The sequence below is a fragment of the Pseudomonas sp. GM24 genome, assembly GCF_000282235.1.
Classification (GTDB): domain Bacteria; phylum Pseudomonadota; class Gammaproteobacteria; order Pseudomonadales; family Pseudomonadaceae; genus Aquipseudomonas.
This window is the reverse complement of sequence record NZ_AKJR01000194.1, coordinates 1-16,406: the sequence shown is the minus strand read 5'-3', so window position 1 is coordinate 16,406 and position 16,406 is coordinate 1. Positions and strand designations below refer to the sequence as shown.

Annotated in this window: 18 protein-coding genes; 15 read left to right on the top strand and 3 right to left on the bottom strand. The window is 59.2% G+C overall.

Going from position 1 to position 16,406, the window contains the following annotated elements:
* Positions 1-67 precede the first annotated feature (67 nt).
* On the bottom strand, positions 68-859 hold the full coding sequence (locus PMI23_RS21110) for a hypothetical protein (protein WP_007914033.1): 792 nt from the start codon (positions 857-859) through the stop codon (positions 68-70).
* A 99-nt stretch (positions 860-958) separates the two neighbouring features.
* A complete protein-coding gene (locus tag PMI23_RS21105; RefSeq protein WP_042704995.1) occupies positions 959-1,912 on the bottom strand; it encodes an alpha/beta hydrolase in 954 nt (317 codons plus the stop codon).
* A gap of 130 nt (positions 1,913-2,042) precedes the next feature.
* On the opposite strand from PMI23_RS21105, the gene aroC reads away from it, so the two are divergent.
* From aroC to mtnC, 5 genes are all read left to right on the top strand, one after another.
* Positions 2,043-3,134: a chorismate synthase gene (gene aroC / locus PMI23_RS21100; RefSeq protein ID WP_007914036.1), complete on the top strand. Its 1,092-nt coding sequence runs from the start codon at positions 2,043-2,045 to the stop codon at positions 3,132-3,134.
* Between the two features lie 31 nt (positions 3,135-3,165).
* Positions 3,166-4,311 carry an MFS transporter gene (locus PMI23_RS21095; RefSeq protein WP_007914038.1) on the top strand — a complete coding sequence of 382 codons (1,146 nt, stop codon included), beginning with the start codon at positions 3,166-3,168 and terminating at the stop codon, positions 4,309-4,311.
* Positions 4,308-4,934 (top strand): methylthioribulose 1-phosphate dehydratase, encoded by a 627-nt coding sequence (locus PMI23_RS21090; protein ID WP_007914040.1) that lies wholly within the window; start codon positions 4,308-4,310, stop codon positions 4,932-4,934. Before PMI23_RS21095 ends, PMI23_RS21090 begins: the two co-directional genes overlap by 4 nt.
* A gap of 94 nt (positions 4,935-5,028) precedes the next feature.
* The gene (locus PMI23_RS21085; protein ID WP_007914042.1) at positions 5,029-5,574 is read left to right on the top strand and encodes a 1,2-dihydroxy-3-keto-5-methylthiopentene dioxygenase; all 546 of its coding nucleotides are present in this window, start codon (positions 5,029-5,031) and stop codon (positions 5,572-5,574) included.
* A 4-nt stretch (positions 5,575-5,578) separates the two neighbouring features.
* Complete coding sequence (mtnC, locus tag PMI23_RS21080) at positions 5,579-6,262, top strand: acireductone synthase (RefSeq protein WP_007914045.1); 684 nt, start codon at positions 5,579-5,581, stop codon at positions 6,260-6,262.
* Between the two features lie 190 nt (positions 6,263-6,452).
* On the opposite strand, the gene PMI23_RS21075 is transcribed toward mtnC, so the two are convergent.
* On the bottom strand, positions 6,453-6,731 hold the full coding sequence (locus PMI23_RS21075) for a DUF3509 domain-containing protein (protein WP_008080936.1): 279 nt from the start codon (positions 6,729-6,731) through the stop codon (positions 6,453-6,455).
* A gap of 390 nt (positions 6,732-7,121) precedes the next feature.
* Here PMI23_RS21075 and PMI23_RS21070 point away from each other — a divergent pair, with 390 nt between their 5' ends.
* The 10 genes from PMI23_RS21070 (at position 7,122) to PMI23_RS21025 (ending at position 16,317) form a co-directional block, all read left to right on the top strand.
* Positions 7,122-8,960: a long-chain-acyl-CoA synthetase gene (locus PMI23_RS21070; RefSeq protein WP_007914048.1), complete on the top strand. Its 1,839-nt coding sequence runs from the start codon at positions 7,122-7,124 to the stop codon at positions 8,958-8,960.
* Positions 8,961-9,056: 96 nt separating this feature from the next.
* A complete protein-coding gene (locus tag PMI23_RS21065) occupies positions 9,057-9,575 on the top strand; it encodes an ankyrin repeat domain-containing protein (RefSeq protein WP_007914049.1) in 519 nt (172 codons plus the stop codon).
* A 164-nt stretch (positions 9,576-9,739) separates the two neighbouring features.
* Positions 9,740-10,270 carry a hypothetical protein gene (locus PMI23_RS21060; RefSeq protein WP_007914051.1) on the top strand — a complete coding sequence of 177 codons (531 nt, stop codon included), beginning with the start codon at positions 9,740-9,742 and terminating at the stop codon, positions 10,268-10,270.
* Positions 10,271-10,341: 71 nt separating this feature from the next.
* On the top strand, positions 10,342-10,533 hold the full coding sequence (locus PMI23_RS21055; protein ID WP_007914053.1) for a PLDc N-terminal domain-containing protein: 192 nt from the start codon (positions 10,342-10,344) through the stop codon (positions 10,531-10,533).
* A 237-nt stretch (positions 10,534-10,770) separates the two neighbouring features.
* The gene (speE, locus tag PMI23_RS21050; RefSeq protein WP_007914055.1) at positions 10,771-11,646 is read left to right on the top strand and encodes a polyamine aminopropyltransferase; all 876 of its coding nucleotides are present in this window, start codon (positions 10,771-10,773) and stop codon (positions 11,644-11,646) included.
* A 220-nt stretch (positions 11,647-11,866) separates the two neighbouring features.
* On the top strand, positions 11,867-12,100 hold the full coding sequence (locus tag PMI23_RS21045; protein ID WP_007914057.1) for a hypothetical protein: 234 nt from the start codon (positions 11,867-11,869) through the stop codon (positions 12,098-12,100).
* A gap of 209 nt (positions 12,101-12,309) precedes the next feature.
* Positions 12,310-12,657 (top strand): ribonuclease E inhibitor RraB, encoded by a 348-nt coding sequence (locus tag PMI23_RS21040; protein ID WP_007914059.1) that lies wholly within the window; start codon positions 12,310-12,312, stop codon positions 12,655-12,657.
* A 487-nt stretch (positions 12,658-13,144) separates the two neighbouring features.
* Positions 13,145-14,554 (top strand): circularly permuted type 2 ATP-grasp protein, encoded by a 1,410-nt coding sequence (locus tag PMI23_RS21035; protein ID WP_007914061.1) that lies wholly within the window; start codon positions 13,145-13,147, stop codon positions 14,552-14,554.
* Between the two features lie 12 nt (positions 14,555-14,566).
* Complete coding sequence (locus PMI23_RS21030; protein WP_007914063.1) at positions 14,567-15,517, top strand: alpha-E domain-containing protein; 951 nt, start codon at positions 14,567-14,569, stop codon at positions 15,515-15,517.
* Positions 15,514-16,317: a transglutaminase family protein gene (locus PMI23_RS21025; protein WP_007914065.1), complete on the top strand. Its 804-nt coding sequence runs from the start codon at positions 15,514-15,516 to the stop codon at positions 16,315-16,317. Before PMI23_RS21030 ends, PMI23_RS21025 begins: the two co-directional genes overlap by 4 nt.
* The last annotated feature ends 89 nt before the right edge of the window (positions 16,318-16,406 follow it).

The following is a 16,406-nucleotide window of genomic DNA, read 5'->3' as shown; positions in this document are numbered from 1 at the left end:
TTTGGCAGCTCCTACAGGGATTACCGCATTCCAGTGTAGGAGCTGCCGAAGGCTGCGATCTTTTGATCTACCGGTGCGTGGCAATCCAGATCAGCAACCCCGCCTGAAACACCGCAAACGCCACCAGACACGTGATGGTGAAACGCAAACCAGCGTCTTCACGCTTGAACTTGCTGACTTTCTCTTCCTGCTTCTTCAGCTTCACTTCCTGCTCGGCCAGATTCTGTTCGGCCTGCTGAAGCATCTGCGCCGCCTCGAGAATCTCGACGATCTGTAGCTTTTCGCTGTTCCAGTCACCGAGCAGATCACCTACCAACACATCCTTGACGCTGCCCTTCAAGTGCTGGGCATCGGCGTACACCACATCAAAACCATGCACCCGCAGGAAATGATCGCGACGCAGGCGCGTGTCTTCATTCAGCGCGTCCTTGTTGTTCAAGTCCATGCCATCGACGGTGTAGGCGGGCCAGCGTTTTTTCGCCCAGTTGATGCCTTGTGCGGCCATGAAACGGCCGATGCCACGGTTCAACGGTTCGATTTGCAAGCCGCTGTCCGGGCCAAAGCTGACGCGCTTGGTGGTGTGATCGACCCACACATCGAGATGATTCTGTTCTTTGCGAACGCGTTGACTCGGCAGCTTGATTGCCATGCGCATCAGGCTTTTTTCTTTGCTGTTGCGCTCGGCGTAACCAAATTCGACGAAGCGCAACGGCCGCCCGCCGGTGTTGCGGTCGGTTTGCAACGGGGCCAGGCGGAGCATCTTGTGGTGCTCGACATGGACATCCGCCCACGGCAGCTCGGCCGCTGGCGGTGCGTCTTTTTCAGCGGTGGTGTCGGGTGAAGTCTGGGTATCAGTCATAACGGCGAGATCCTGTCCAAGCCCTGCTTGTCGCCAGCGGTTGCGCTGGCGACAAAGGCTTATCGGCCGTTTCTGTCAGGACTAGAGGGCAAACAACGGTTAACGGGTGCGAAGTCCGTCAATAAACTCGATGATTTTGCTGCCCAGTTCTGCGGCCAGCGGCAAATTCGGGTCCTTGTACGAGGCCAATTGCCGCTTCATGTCGTTGTGCACGATGCGCATGACGTGGTTCATGCCTTCGATGACCACCAGTTCGGCGTCGGGTTTAGCGGCTTTCAGCGCCTGCGCATCGCCAACGCCGACCTGCATGTCATTGCTACCCTGAACAATCAGTGCCGGCATTTTCAATTGCGCGAAGGCTTTCGCCGGATCCTGACGGAACAGTGAAATCAGATACGGCTGCACGCTCGGGCGGAAAATCACCTGCAACGGCTGCGGCACATTGTCGTCGGTGTGACCGGCCTTGAGGCTGTCGAGCAGTTCGTTACTGCGCAGCATCAGCGGTGGCGGCAGACTGCGGGCCAATTGCTCGCGGATCACCTGATCGACCGGTCGGGCGCTGCCGGACAGGGAAATCACCGCCGCCGCATCGACTTTCGGCGCGGCGAGGCTGGCTATCAGCGCGCCCTCACTGTGGCCCAGCAGGATCAGCTTGCCGAAACGTGGATCGGCTTTGAGCTTTTGCCCCCACGCCACCGCATCTGCTGCATAGGCCTCCACCGACAAATTGCGCTCATCCGGGGTCGCCGCCAGGCTCGCCGCAACGCCGCGCTTGTCGTAACGCACGCTGGCGATGTTGTGTTTGGCCAGCACCCACGCCAGGCGCTTCAAGCTGTCATTACGCCCGCCGTCGGGGTTGTTTCCGTCGCGATCCGTAGGACCCGAGCCAGAAATGATCAGGACAACCGGCACCGGACTGTCGGATTTTGGCAGCAACAGCGAACCGAAAAGCTCACCGGTGCCGGTATCCAAAGTTACCGGGCGTTGTAGGACCGTCGCTTGGGCAAAGCCCGTAAAGAGGGTAAGACTCAAGATCAAAACTCGCAGCATCATCACGCCATCATTCGCCAAGGTGCCGGTTGGACTCGCCAGCACCACTAAGGTTCGAGGATGAACTACTCGGTTAGCCTGCGTATACTGGCGCGCATCACGAATTTGGGTTTGATTTCACGGAGCGTCCTGCATGTCCGGCAATACCTACGGCAAGTTGTTCACTGTCACCACCGCTGGCGAAAGCCATGGTCCGGCGTTGGTCGCCATTGTCGACGGCTGCCCGCCGGGCCTGGAGATCTCCCTCGAAGACCTGCAGCGCGACCTCGATCGCCGCAAGCCGGGCACCAGCCGCCACACCACCCAGCGCCAGGAAGCCGACGAAGTCGAAATCCTCTCTGGCGTGTTCGAAGGGCGCACCACCGGTTGCTCGATCGGCCTGCTGATCCGCAACACCGACCAGAAGTCCAAGGACTACTCGGCGATCAAGGATCTGTTTCGCCCGGCCCACGCCGACTACACTTACCACCACAAGTACGGCGAGCGCGATTACCGTGGCGGTGGCCGCAGCTCGGCGCGCGAAACCGCGATGCGCGTGGCGGCCGGTGCGATCGCCAAGAAATATCTGGCAACTCAGGGCATCGTCATTCGTGGCTACATGAGCCAGCTCGGCCCGATCGAAATCCCGTTCAAGACCTGGGACTCGGTGGAGGAGAACGCGTTCTTCAGCCCGGATCCGGACAAGGTTCCGGAACTGGAAGCCTACATGGACCAGTTGCGCCGCGACCAAGACTCGGTCGGGGCGAAGATCACCGTGGTTGCCGAAGGGGTGATGCCGGGCCTGGGCGAGCCGATTTTCGACCGTCTCGACGCCGAACTGGCCCATGCGCTGATGAGCATCAACGCGGTCAAAGGCGTGGAAATCGGCGCCGGTTTCGCCTCGGTCGCCCAGCGCGGTACCGAACACCGCGATGAAATGACCCCGGAAGGCTTCCTCAGCAACAATGCGGGCGGCATCCTCGGCGGTATCTCGTCCGGTCAGCCGATTGTTGCCCATTTGGCGCTGAAGCCAACATCGAGTATCACCACTCCGGGCCGTTCGATCGACATCCACGGCAATCCGGTCGACGTGATCACCAAGGGCCGTCACGATCCGTGCGTCGGCATCCGCGCCACGCCGATCGCCGAAGCGATGATGGCGATCGTGCTGATGGACCACTTGCTGCGTCATCGTGGGCAGAACGCCGATGTGCGCGTGAGCACGCCGGTGCTGGGTCAGCTTTGATGGCAGGCCTTGAAGCCGTCGCGGCATAACCGTGGCGGCGCTCCCTTACTGGCGGCTGTCCAGTTTCTATCTGTTCTATTTCGCCTTGCTCGGTTCGACGGCGCCGTTTCTGGCGCTGTATTTCGACCACCTCGGCTTCAGTCCGGCGCGAATCGGTGAACTGGTTGCCATCCCGATGCTGATGCGCTGCGTGGCGCCGAACATCTGGGGCTGGCTCGGTGATTACACCGGTAGACGCTTGGCCATCGTGCGCTTTGGCGCAGTGTGTACGCTGCTGACGTTCTCGTTGATTTTTGTCAGCAAGACCTACGCCTGGCTGGCGATGGTCATGGCGCTGCACGCATTCTTCTGGCACGCGGTGCTGCCGCAGTTCGAAGTCATCACGCTGGCGCATTTGCAGGGCCAGACCTCGCGTTACAGCCAGATCCGCCTGTGGGGCTCGATCGGTTTCATCATCACCGTGGTTGCGTTGGGCCGGCTGTTCGAATGGCTGAGCCTCGATATCTACCCGGCGGCGCTGGTGCTGATCATGGCCGGCATCGTCCTCAGCAGTCTGTGGGTGCCGAACGCGCAACCACCGCAAGGCAATCGGCCGCACGGCGAGGGGTTTCTCAAACAGCTGCGCAATCCCGGCGTGCTGGCGTTTTACGCTTGTGTCGCGCTGATGCAGATGAGCCACGGCCCGTATTACACCTTTCTGACCTTGCACCTTGAGCGCCTCGGCTACACACGCGGCACCATCGGCATGCTCTGGGCCGTGGGTGTCGTCGCCGAAGTGCTGATGTTCATGGCGATGAGCCGGATTCTCGCGCGGTTTTCCCTGCGCCGCGTATTGATGGCGAGTTTTCTGCTGGCGGCGCTGCGCTGGTTGCTGCTAGGTTCGTTCGCCGAGTTTCTGTGGGTGCTGTTATTCGCGCAGGTGCTGCACGCAGCGACCTTCGGCAGTTTTCACGCCGCTGCCATCGCCTTCGTGCAACGTAGCTTCGGCGCGCGCCAGCAAGGGCAGGGCCAGGCGTTGTACGCAGCACTGGCCGGTACCGGCGGTGCGCTCGGCGCGTTGTATTCCGGTTACAGCTGGAATGCCCTCGGCGCGACATTGACCTTTAGTATTGCCAGTCTCGCGGCGCTCGCTGCTGCCGTTATCATTGCCACACGTATGCAAGAGGACAGGCCATGAGCCTTACGCGTGAACAACTCGCCCAGCAAATCGTCGATGCCGGGCGCTTTCTCTATGGTCGCGGCTGGTCGCCGGCCACCAGCAGCAACTACTCGACGCGCCTGTCGCCGAGCGAAGCGCTGCTGACAGTGTCGGGCAAGCACAAAGGCCAGTTGGGTCTGGACGATGTGCTCGCCACCGATCTGTCGGGCAACAGCCTGGAACCGGGCAAAAAGCCCTCTGCCGAAACCTTGCTGCACACCCAACTCTACAGCTGGCGACCAGAGATCGGCGCGGTGCTGCACACCCATTCGGTGAACGCCACGGTGTTGTCGCGCCTGACGCCGGACGAATTTATCGAGTTCGAAGATTACGAACTGCAAAAAGCCTTCAGCGGCATCTCGACCCACGAATCGCGAGTGCGCGTGCCGATTTTCGACAACGATCAGGACATTGCGCGCCTCGCCGCCAAGGTGCAGCCTTGGCTCGACGCCCATCCTGATTGCGTCGGTTATCTGATTCGCGGTCACGGCCTCTACACCTGGGGCGCGCAGATGAGCGACGCGCTGCGGCAGATCGAGGCCTTTGAATTTCTGTTTGAATGCGAGTTGAAAACCCGCAGCGTCATGAACCGCCAAGGCTGACTTCACCAGAAGTAGTCCATTTGCCTGATGAAATGCTGTGCCCGACCGGTCTGCAAGAACCGGACGGCAAGGCCGATACCGAGGAATTGCCCCAATGAGCAGCCTGTCCGTCTATCACGTTTCCAGCCCCGATATTCCCAACAAAGTGCTGACCCACTTTGAAGACATCGCCTCGACCCTGGCCGAGCAGGGCGTACGCTTTGACCGCTGGCAAGCGGCGGCGAAGATCCAGCCGGGCGCGACCCAGGAAGAAGTGATCAGCGCCTATAAAGAGCAGATCGACAAACTGATGACCGAGCGCGGTTACATCACCGTCGACGTCATCAGCCTGAACAGCGATCACCCGCAAAAAGCCGAACTGCGCGCCAAGTTCCTCGAAGAACACCGCCATGGCGAAGACGAAGTCAGATTTTTCGTCGCGGGTCGTGGGTTGTTTACCCTGCACATCGACGATTACGTCTACGCGGTTCTCTGTGAGAAGAATGACCTGATCTCGGTGCCGGCCGGCACCAAACACTGGTTCGACATGGGCGAGCATCCGCACTTCGTGGCGATTCGCCTGTTCAACAACCCTGAAGGCTGGGTTGCCAACTTCACCGGCGAAGACATCGCCGGTCGTTTCCCGCGTCTGGAGGACTGATTCGATGTCGATCAAAGCCATTGTCACTGACATCGAAGGCACCACCAGCGCAGTGAGTTTCGTGTTTGACGTGCTGTTTCCGTACGCGGCCAAACATTTGCCGGAATTCGTGCGCCAGAACGCCGAACGCGCCGATGTTGCCGAGCAACTCGACGCCGTGCGCCGTGACAGCAATGCGCCGCAGGCCGATGTTGAACGGGTTGTTGAAATTCTCTTGAGCTGGATCGAGGAGGATCGCAAAGCCACGCCGCTCAAGGCTTTGCAAGGCATGGTCTGGGCCCAGGGTTATCACGCCGGGCAGTTGAAGGGGCATGTTTACCCGGATGCGGTTGACGCACTGCAACGCTGGCATGCGGCGGGCTATCAACTGTTTGTGTATTCGTCGGGTTCGATTCAGGCGCAGAAGCTGATTTTCGGCTGCTCGGAGGCGGGGGATTTGACGCCGCTGTTCAGTGGTTATTTCGACACGACGTCCGGGCCTAAGCGTGAGGCGCAGTCGTACACCAATATCCAGAAAGCCATTGGCGTCGAACCCGAAGAAATCCTGTTCCTCTCGGATATCGTCGAAGAGCTCGACGCCGCGCAAGCAGCCGGCCTGCAAACCTGCGGCCTCGCCCGTGAAGGCGGCGAGCTGGGCAGCCACTTCACCGTCGACACCTTCACCGGCATAGAACCCGAAGCTTTCTAACCCACACAATCCCTGTAGGAACTGCGGAACGCTGCGATCTTTTGATCCTGATCTTCAAAAACAAGATCAAAAGATCGCAGCGTTCCGCAGCTCCTACAAAGAGTTAGAGATCGCAGTAAAGATCGCGCACAAAAAAACAGGCCGTGAAGCGAAAGCTCCACGGCCTGTCTTGTTTAAAGCGCTTTAAAAATTACAGCGAATGATAGGTCGGCAGGGCAAAACGCTGCTGGCTCTGCAGCATGGCAATTTGCGGCAGCTCACTGGCTTGTTCCGCCAGGTCACGACGAATGGCACTGATCGCCCACGACAGTTGGTCACCGGCATGCAGTTGCTGGTAAGTCAGTGCACGTTTAAACACTTTGCCGTCGCTGCTGCGCAGGGTCAGCAGGATCCCGCCATCGGGACGTGGCGCAGTGGTGACGTCGAAGTTGGAGAACAGGGAGGTAAATTTTTCTTGGATCAGGCTCATGTCTTTCAGCTCCGTATGCACTTGAATGGCAAGCATGCAGAGGAGGTTGCAGCGATTGTGCCAGCATTTGAAAATAATAAATTCCTTGTAAATCAATGAGTTAAAAAATATGAAAATTCCAGGCGTCGTGCAAACTGCATGAATGGCCATCGTGCATCCTGCATTTTGCGGGATCGTTGTCGAAACAACGGAACCAATCGCTTACCCGATGATCACCGCAGCCGTCGGCCGATCAGCAGATACAAAACATTGCAAAAACCGCGTGTACAGCGCGAGAAGCGCTGACGTATTTTCGATCTCGACCCGCGCTCGAATGTGCCGGTTACTGCAAGCCAAAGCCCGAAAAATAAAAACATCGACCTGCACGCCAAGGTCGGACGGGGAGCATCCATGAGTCACGCGCCAAGCGACACGATTACCTGGGGCATGATGCTCCGCAAATTGCCGATGATCGCCAAGGCCATCCCACGGGTGGTCAAAGGCATGAAGGTGGCCAACGTCACGGATCCGACCCAAAGCTGTGGCCTTGGCTGGACGTTCGAGCAAGCGACGCTGCGCAACCCCGAGGGGCCGGCGTTATTGCAGGGCGATGTGCGGCTGAGCTATGCGCAGGTCAACCAGTGGGCCAACCGCATCGCTCACTATCTGAACGGGCAAGGCATCGGCAAGGGCGACGTGGTCGCGGTGTTCATCGAAAACCGCCCGGAACTGCTGGTAACCATTCTGGCGCTGGCCAAGGTCGGTGCGGTCAGCGCGCTGCTCAATACCTCACAGACTCGCGACACACTGATCCACAGTGTGAATCTGGTGGCACCGGTGGCGATTGTCGTTGGCGATGAACTGGTTCCAGCTTATGCGGCCATTCGCGATCAAGTGACGATCGCCGCGCCTCGTACCTGGTTCGTGGCAGATCAAGACACTTACAGCCATCCGGGCATTGCGCCCGAGGGCTACGTCAATCTGATCAGCGCCAGTGCCGATGCCTCCAGCGAGAATCCACCGAGCAGCCAGCAGATCTTCTTTGACGACCCGTGTTTCTACATTTACACCTCGGGCACGACCGGCCTGCCCAAGGCTGGGGTGTTCAAGCATGGGCGCTGGATGCGCAGCTCCGCCAGTTTCGGCATGATCGCCCTCAACATGGGCCCCGACGACGTCGTCTATTGCACCTTGCCGCTGTACCACGCCACCGGTCTCTGCGTGTGCTGGGGCTCGGCGGTCAATGGCGCCTCGGGTTTCGCGATCCGCCGCAAGTTCAGCGCCAGTCAGTTCTGGAACGACGTACGCCGCTACCGCGCGACCACCATTGGCTATGTCGGCGAATTGTGCCGTTATCTGGTCGATCAACCGGCCAGCGCCGATGACAGTCGTCACGATGTGCGCAAGATGATCGGCAACGGCTTGCGCCCGGGTGCCTGGGCTGAGTTCAAAACGCGTTTCGGCGTCGAGCACATCTGTGAGCTGTACGCGGCGAGCGACGGCAACATCGGGTTCACCAACATTCTCAACTTCGACAACACCATCGGTTTCTCGCTGATGGCCTGGGAGTTGGTCGCCTACGACCATGAAAGCGGCGAGCCGCTGCGCAGCGCCGACGGTTTCATGCGCAAGGTTGGCAAGGGCGAGCAGGGCTTGCTGTTGGCGCGGATCGACGAAAAGGCGCCGCTGGACGGTTACACCGATCCGCAAAAAACCGCCAAGGTTGTCCTTCACGACGTGTTTAGCAAAGGCGATCGGTTTTTCAACACTGGCGATTTGCTGCGCAACATCGGTTTCGGCCACGCACAATTTGTTGATCGGCTCGGTGATACCTACCGCTGGAAGGGCGAAAACGTTTCGACCACCGAAGTCGAAAACCTTCTGCTGCAACACCCGCAGATTTCCGAGGCGGTGGCCTATGGCGTGGAGATCCGCAACACCAACGGCCGCGCCGGCATGGCGGCGATCACGCCGGCGGAATCCCTCGCGACCCTGGATTTCGCCGAGTTGCTGACCTTTGCCCGGGAGCGCATGCCGGCCTACGCCGTACCGTTGTTTCTGCGAGTGAAGGTAAAAATGGAAACCACCGGCACGTTCAAATACCAGAAAACCCGATTGAAAAATGAAGGCTTCGACCCCGGCCAGGCGGGCGATGACCCGATTTACGCTTGGCTGCCTGGCACGCAGACTTACGTTCGAGTTACCCATGAGGTGTTGGCGGAAATTCATCAGGGCAAGCATCGTTATTGAATCTGGCTATGGCGCGACTTGAGAAAAAGGGGGTGACAGCCAGCGCCTCGCTCGGGAAACTGTCGACTTTCCGATAGACCGAAAGTGGAGTTGCCCATGTCCGACCAAAGCCGCCAGATGACCCCTGAAGAAGCTGCCGAATTCACCGAGCAGGTTTTCAACAAGGCGCGCGACGGTGATGCCGAGATGCTTGATCGCCTGGTCACGGCCGGTTTGCCGGTGAACCTGAAGAACAGCAAGGGCGACACGTTGTTGATGTTGGCCAGCTATTACGGCCATGTCGATGCAGTGCAAGTGCTGCTTAAACACAAGGCCGATCCGGAAATGCGCAATGGCAACGGCCAGAGCCCGATTGCCGGTGCGGCGTTCAAGGGCGATCTGGCGGTGGTCAAGGCGTTGGTCGAGGCGGGCGCCGAGATCGAAGGCTCGTCGTTTGATGGTCGTACGGCGCTGATGATGGCGGCGATGTTCAACCGTGTGGAAATCGTTGATTACCTGATCAGCAAAGGCGCAAATCCGCTAGCCAAGGATGCCAATGGCGTCACGGCGCTGGATGCGGCCCGCACGATGGGCGCGGTTGATACCACCGCGCAGCTGGAAAAATTGCTGGGTTGATTAGATCAAAAGATCGCAGCCTGCGGCAGCTCCTACGATGATGCGTTCGCCGTCTGTTTCGCGGACGATGCTGAGTCGGTAGGGAACTGCCGAAGGCTGCGATCTTTTGCTTTGTGCGCTATCCTCCGCGCCCTCAAATTTCACCTTCCACAGGATCCGCCCTCATGAAAGCCGCACTCGTCGAACTCATCAGCAAAATCAGCTCCGGCTGCATGGGCGAGGACGAGATCCTGAAAGTGGCCGATGAAGCCGCGCAAGCCTACGCCGATGCCGGTGCTTTTCTGACCGCCAACCCGGACATCAACTATGACGACACCTTCCCGATCCCGTTGGGTGAGTGGGTCGTCGTCGGCAGCCTGCCGGAAACCGTGCTGTTCCAGGCTGACACCTACGTTGACCTGTTCGCGCAGATCGTCGCCTCGTTCGGTCCGGGTGTGGATTTCAACCTCAAGCCCAAGCAACTGGCCAAGACCGAAGCGCTGGTCGCACTCAACCGCATCCAGGTGCAGATGAGCAGCATGAACAAGGAAAACGGCGGCTACACGCTGATGAACTTCAGCCAGTTGCTCGACGACGAACTGCAAATGGTGCTGGTCTTCGGCAACGACGTGCCACGGGTGCTAGAACTGTGCGCCGAAGTCGGCATCGCCGCCGCGCCATCGCTCGAAGCGTTGAAGATCGCCGTTCACGTCTGAGTGCAATAAAAAGGAACCCTGCGCGCGACCGTCTATCCTAAAAGTGCATGCCACTATTCTGGAGCGACACCATGGGTTCCACGTTCAACGGTCTGATTGGCCTGATCATCCTTGCCCTCGACATCTGGGCCATCATCAACGTGTTGAAAAGCGGCGCGACCACCGGGATGAAAATCGTCTGGGTGCTGCTGATCATCCTCCTGCCAGTGCTGGGCCTGATCATCTGGGCAATCGCCGGACCACGCGGCAACGTGCGGATCTAGCCACAAACTTCGTGAGCATCCCAAAACCTGTGGGAGCTGGCTTGCCAGCGATAGGATCACTGCGGTGTCACTGATGAACCGAGTTGACCCTATCGCTGGCAAGCCAGCTCCCACAAGGATTGTGGTGGGCCGATGAAGTGAGGTTCGACCTGTCATCTTCGGCAACGTAGAATGCGCGCCTTTCCCGGGCAATCGTCCCCACGATTGACGCCCGCGCATTCATCGGAGCACTTGACCATGACCGTTACCCAAACCAGCGAGTACCTGGAAACCCTCTACGAAGGCTACGGCCAGCGTTTTCGCATGGAAAAACTGCTGCACGAAGTGCGCACCGAACACCAGCACCTGGTGATCTTCCAGAACCCGCGCATGGGCCGTGTCATGGCACTGGACGGCGTGATTCAGACCACCGAAGCCGACGAATTCATCTACCACGAAATGCTCACTCACGTGCCGATCCTCGCCCACGGTAGCGCCAAGCGTGTGCTGATCATCGGCGGCGGTGACGGCGGTATGCTGCGCGAAGTGACCAAGCACGCCGGTGTCGAGCACATCACCATGGTCGAGATCGACGGCACCGTGGTCGACATGTGCAAAGAGTTCCTGCCGAACCACTCCAGCGGCGCCTACGACGATCCACGTCTGAACCTGGTGATCGACGACGGCATGCGTTTCGTCGCCACCACCACGGAAAAATTCGACGTGATCATCTCCGACTCCACCGATCCGATCGGCCCGGGTGAAGTGCTGTTCTCGGAAAACTTCTATCAGGCCTGCCATCGTTGCCTGAACGAGGGCGGCATCCTCGTGACCCAGAACGGCACGCCGTTCATGCAGATCGACGAAGTGAAAACCACCGCCGGTCGCCTGAACAGCTTGTTCCCGGACTGGCACTTCTACCAGGCGGCCGTACCGACCTACATCGGTGGCTCGATGACTTTCGCCTGGGGCTCGACCAACCCGGCTTACCGCAAGCTGAGCCGTGAAACCCTGCAACAGCGCTTCATTGGCAGCGGTATCGTCACCCGCTACTACAACCCGGAAATCCACATCGGCGCGTTCGCCTTGCCGCAGTACGTGCTGCAGGCGATCAACAAGCCAAGCAACGACTGAATAATCGCTGCAAGTCTTTGTAGGAGTGAGCCTGCTCGCGATTACGGTTTGTCTACCAACATCAGCGTTGGATGAGAAATCGCTATCGCGAGCAGGCTCACTCCTACAGTAAATGTCGTTTTTTTCATCTTTGTCCGCTGTAATCCTTTTGAACCAACTTTCGGCGCATACAGTCGAGATAGGTGTAAGCCCATTTGCGGGTTTGATCGAGGAGGCACCGATGCAAAAGTGGAAAGTCACTTTCGTGGACGATCATGGTGAAATTGTCGATGAGGTGTTCGAGCGCGCGGAATGCCCCAGTGACGATGAGGCCGCTCGATTGATCAAGGCACGGCTTCTGCCCGTCGCCGCCGAACTGGACCTGAACGATCTGGAAGGGCGTACCGCCGATGCTGGCGTGAAAAGTCTGAAAACCCAGAACAGCATTGAAATCCGCAGCATCACTCCCATCTGACATTCTTCCTGTCACCTTTCACACCAGGCCTTGGCAGCAGCTCTAACTTGGGGCTACTCTGCAAGCGAGATCAGCGAACGGATCGCTAAGGTCTGGTCTTGTCAGCTACATGCTTGTTCCCGCGTGCAACCACGTTGCCGTAGTACTTTGGCCAAAGGCCCGGGGCGGGAATACGGAAAGTCTATCCATCTATGCGAGGGGGACGATTCATGAGCACAGCCTATCAAGAAGACATCAGCAGCAATGTTCTGCGCCGCATGAAAGAAGGCGGTTTCGATTTTTCCCGATTCCATCCCATCGAGTTCTACGCCATTTTCCCGGACGAGGAGCGGGCGCGCAGGGCGGCAGGCAAATTTCGCGGTGAATCCATCAATGCCCAGGTCAGCGTGCGTGATGACGGTGCGTGGGCGCTGGAATTAAGCAAAGTGATGTATGCGACGTATGACGATATTGGCGACTTCGAGCAGGGATTCTCTGCCGTGGTTGAACCTCTGGGCGGCATTATCGAAGGCTGGGGTGTGAAACAGGAGGTGCGCAACCGCCACCGTTTGAACTGATCTCTGGTTTCATTTGTTGAACAACGGCTGACCTTCGGGTTGGCCGTTGTCATTTCCGGCGTAAGCGAAATGCTCTGGCAAAACCCTGAAACAAGAAACCGAGGCAAAAAAAAGCCACCGGAGAGGGTGGCTAAAAGGGAAGACCGATAAGGAGAGGAAACCGGTCAGGGTTACAGCGGGGCGGGCTGCGAGGGCAGTCCAGGTCAGTTGAGCTGGCGACTTCGCGGCGCTGTGCGCGGGGAAGTTTTGCAGCGGATGCGCGGATTATCCGCAGGCAGCGCCGGGCAGTGAAATCAACTCTGACTATGCTGGTGATAGGCGATGCAGTGCGTCGCAATGAAGCGGGGGCAATCCGGTTGGGGCATTTGCCGCACAGGAATGGTGCGGTGCCTGCGGCGTGTATTTCCAACCGATTGAAATCAAAGCGTTTATGCCGATGGCACGGGCCTTGCGAAGGCCTGTATGTCCGGGTGACAAGGAGTACGGCATGATCCGCACCTATTTTGATGAGATGTACGATGCCGGCGGCCAGGTTCGCCCGCATTATCGGGAGTTCGCCCGCTGGCTGGCCGATACGCCAGACGAACTGCTGGCCCAGCGGCGACGCGAGGCCGATCTGCTGTTCCATCGCGCCGGCATCACGTTCACGCTCTATGGCGACGAGCAGGGCACTGAGCGCCTGATTCCTTTCGACACCATCCCGCGCAGCATCCCTGCCAGTGAGTGGCGGATCGTCGAGCGTGGCTGCATCCAGCGGGTCAAGGCGTTGAACATGTTCCTCGCCGACCTCTATCACGAGCAGCGCATTATCAAGGCCGGGATCATTCCCGCCGAACAGGTGCTGGCCAACGAGCAATACCAGTTGGCGATGCAAGGCCTGGATCTGCACCGCGATATCTATTCGCACATCTCCGGCGTCGATCTGGTGCGCGACGGCGACGGCACCTATTACGTGCTCGAAGACAACCTGCGTACGCCGAGCGGCGTCAGCTACATGCTCGAAGACCGCAAGATGATGATGCGCCTGTTCCCGGAGCTTTTCGCCGCCCAGCGCATCGCACCGATCGATCATTACCCGAACCTGTTGCTCGACACCCTTAAAAGCTCCAGCCCGATTGATGACCCAAGCGTGGTGGTGCTGACACCGGGGCGCTTCAACAGTGCATTCTTCGAGCACGCGTTTCTCGCGCGGGAAATGGGCGTTGAACTGGTCGAGGGTGCGGACCTGTTTGTGCGTGACGACAAGGTCTTCATGCGCACCACCGACGGCCCGAAAGCGGTGGACGTGATCTACCGCCGCCTCGACGACGCGTTCCTCGATCCGCTGGCGTTCAATCCCGACTCGATGCTCGGCGTGCCGGGGCTGCTGTCGTCCTATCGCTCTGGCAACGTGGTTCTGGCCAACGCCATCGGCACCGGTGTGGCGGACGACAAATCGGTATACCCGTTTGTCACCGACATGATCCGTTTCTACCTCGATGAAGAGCCGATCCTGAAGAACGTGCCGACCTGGCAGTGCCGCAACCCGTCTGAACTTTCCCATGTGCTGGCCAATCTTCCAGATCTGGTGGTCAAGGAAACTCAGGGGTCCGGCGGGTACGGGATGTTGGTGGGGCCGGCATCGACGAAAGCGGAAATCGATGCCTTCCGCGAACGCATCAAGGCCAAGCCCCATGCGTATATCGCGCAACCGACGCTGTCGCTGTCGACCTGTCCGACCTTTGTCGAAAACGGCATTGCGCCGCGCCATATCGACTTGCGCCCGTTTGTCTTGTCCGGGCGCGAAACCCGCGTGGTGCCCGGTGGTTTGACCCGTGTGGCACTGCGTGAAGGCTCCCTGGTGGTGAATTCCTCCCAGGGCGGCGGTACCAAGGACACCTGGGTGGTCGAGGATTGAAGGAAGCTTGCCATGTTAAGTAGAACTGCCTCGGATCTGTATTGGATGTCGCGTTACCTGGAGCGGGCGGAAAACCTCGCACGGATGCTCGACATCAGTTATTCGCTGTCGCTGATGCCGCAGGACGGTCGCGGTGACGGTCTGCACGAATTGGCCATGCCGCTGCTGATTACCGGCACCCTCGACGATTACCTGGAGCGTCACGGCGCGTTGCATGCCGAACGGCTGCTGCACTTCTTCGCCCTCGATGCGGCCAATCCGGCGAGCATCTACAGTTGCCTCGGTGCAGCGCGAGCCAGTGCGCACGCGGTTCGCGGACGCATCACGGCGGACATGTGGGAGAACATCAATGCGACGTGGCTGGAGATTCGCGGAATCGCCGAACAGGGTCTCAGTCGCTATGGCATGAGCCGTTTCTGCGAGTGGATCAAGGAACGTTCGCACCTGTTCCGTGGTGCGTCGTACGGCACAATCATGCGCAACGATGCGTTTCGTTTTATTCGTCTCGGGACGTTTATCGAGCGTGCGGACAACACCTTGCGACTGCTCGATGCCCGTTACGAAATGGCTGGCGATCAGGCCGAAGCGGTCAGCGACGGCACGGCCCACGCCTATTACCAGTGGAGTGCCTTGCTGCGTGCCTTGTCGTCATTCGAGGCCTACACCGAAATCTACCGCGATGCGCCGGGCGCCAGACATGTCGCCGAGTTGCTGCTGTTGCGTGCCGACGTACCGCGTTCACTGCGTGCCTGCACCGAAGAGATCGATCAGATCCTCGCGCAACTGCCCGGCGCCAATGGCCGTCCGGCTCAACGTCTGGCGGCAGAGATGGATGCGCGTCTGCGCTACACCGGCATCAACGAAATTCTCGAGGAAGGCCTGCACGCCTGGCTGACCGAATTCATCCCGCTGGTGCGCCAGTTGGGTAACGCCATTCACAGTTCCTACCTGGAGGCTGCATGAGACTTTCCATTAGCCACGAGACCACCTATCACTACGAAGATCAGGTGCGGGCGAGCATCCAGTACCTGCGACTGACCCCCCACGACAGCGAGCGTCAGCACGTGTTGAGCTGGCAACTCGATCTGCCGCGCCCGGTGCGCGCGCAGCTCGATCCGTTCGGCAATATTCTGCACGTGCTGACCATGGACGAGCCGCACGAAGCGATCATCATCGGCGCGCGCGGGCAGGTCGATATCGATGAGCTGCGTGAGGCGGAGCATGAGAGCCAGTCGGCGTTGCCGTTTCTGCGTTTTACCCGATTGACCGAGGCGGACGAGGCCTTGCGCGCGTTTGCCGAAAAGTCCTGCAAGCAACGGCGCGATCGCACGGCGCTGATTGATTTGATGCACGGTTTGAATCAGCACATGACCTACACGCCCGGTTCGACCGAAGTAGACACCAGCGCGGCGGAAGCTTTCGCCGGGCGTGCCGGGGTTTGTCAGGATCACGCTCACGCATTTTTGGCCTGCGCGCGCAGTCTCGGGATTCCGTCGCGTTATGTGTCGGGGTATCTGTACAGCGAGGATTGCGAGCATCTGGCCAGCCATGCCTGGGCGGAAGCATGGCTGGATGACGCCTGGTACAGCTTTGACGTGACCAATGAGCTGGCGCGGCCGGAACGGCATTTGAAGCTGGCGGTGGGTCTGGATTATCTGGATGCCTGCCCGGTGCGCGGCATGCGCCGTGGCGGTGGGTGTGAGCAGATGCATGCGAAGGTGTTCGTCTCGCCGACGCCGATCATCTCCGTCCAGCAACAATAACGGGCTCACACAAAACCCTTTAGGAGTGAGCCTGCTCGCGATAGCGGTCTGACAGTTGAATTATCAGTGTCTGACACTCCGCTATCGCG

Excerpts from the sequence above, each read along its gene's own strand:
- PMI23_RS21110 (WP_007914033.1), bottom strand. The coding sequence starts at position 859 with ATGACTGATACCCAGACTTCACCCGACACCACCGCTGAAAAAGACGCA.
- PMI23_RS21105 (WP_042704995.1), bottom strand. The coding sequence starts at position 1,912 with ATGATGCTGCGAGTTTTGATCTTGAGTCTTACCCTCTTTACGGGCTTT.
- aroC (WP_007914036.1), top strand. The coding sequence starts at position 2,043 with ATGTCCGGCAATACCTACGGCAAGTTGTTCACTGTCACCACCGCTGGC.
- PMI23_RS21090 (WP_007914040.1), top strand. The coding sequence starts at position 4,308 with ATGAGCCTTACGCGTGAACAACTCGCCCAGCAAATCGTCGATGCCGGG.
- PMI23_RS21085 (WP_007914042.1), top strand. The coding sequence starts at position 5,029 with ATGAGCAGCCTGTCCGTCTATCACGTTTCCAGCCCCGATATTCCCAAC.
- mtnC (WP_007914045.1), top strand. The coding sequence starts at position 5,579 with ATGTCGATCAAAGCCATTGTCACTGACATCGAAGGCACCACCAGCGCA.
- PMI23_RS21075 (WP_008080936.1), bottom strand. The coding sequence starts at position 6,731 with ATGAGCCTGATCCAAGAAAAATTTACCTCCCTGTTCTCCAACTTCGAC.
- PMI23_RS21070 (WP_007914048.1), top strand. The coding sequence starts at position 7,122 with ATGAGTCACGCGCCAAGCGACACGATTACCTGGGGCATGATGCTCCGC.
- PMI23_RS21065 (WP_007914049.1), top strand. The coding sequence starts at position 9,057 with ATGTCCGACCAAAGCCGCCAGATGACCCCTGAAGAAGCTGCCGAATTC.
- PMI23_RS21060 (WP_007914051.1), top strand. The coding sequence starts at position 9,740 with ATGAAAGCCGCACTCGTCGAACTCATCAGCAAAATCAGCTCCGGCTGC.
- PMI23_RS21055 (WP_007914053.1), top strand. The coding sequence starts at position 10,342 with ATGGGTTCCACGTTCAACGGTCTGATTGGCCTGATCATCCTTGCCCTC.
- speE (WP_007914055.1), top strand. The coding sequence starts at position 10,771 with ATGACCGTTACCCAAACCAGCGAGTACCTGGAAACCCTCTACGAAGGC.
- PMI23_RS21045 (WP_007914057.1), top strand. The coding sequence starts at position 11,867 with ATGCAAAAGTGGAAAGTCACTTTCGTGGACGATCATGGTGAAATTGTC.
- PMI23_RS21040 (WP_007914059.1), top strand. The coding sequence starts at position 12,310 with ATGAGCACAGCCTATCAAGAAGACATCAGCAGCAATGTTCTGCGCCGC.
- PMI23_RS21035 (WP_007914061.1), top strand. The coding sequence starts at position 13,145 with ATGATCCGCACCTATTTTGATGAGATGTACGATGCCGGCGGCCAGGTT.
- PMI23_RS21030 (WP_007914063.1), top strand. The coding sequence starts at position 14,567 with ATGTTAAGTAGAACTGCCTCGGATCTGTATTGGATGTCGCGTTACCTG.
- PMI23_RS21025 (WP_007914065.1), top strand. The coding sequence starts at position 15,514 with ATGAGACTTTCCATTAGCCACGAGACCACCTATCACTACGAAGATCAG.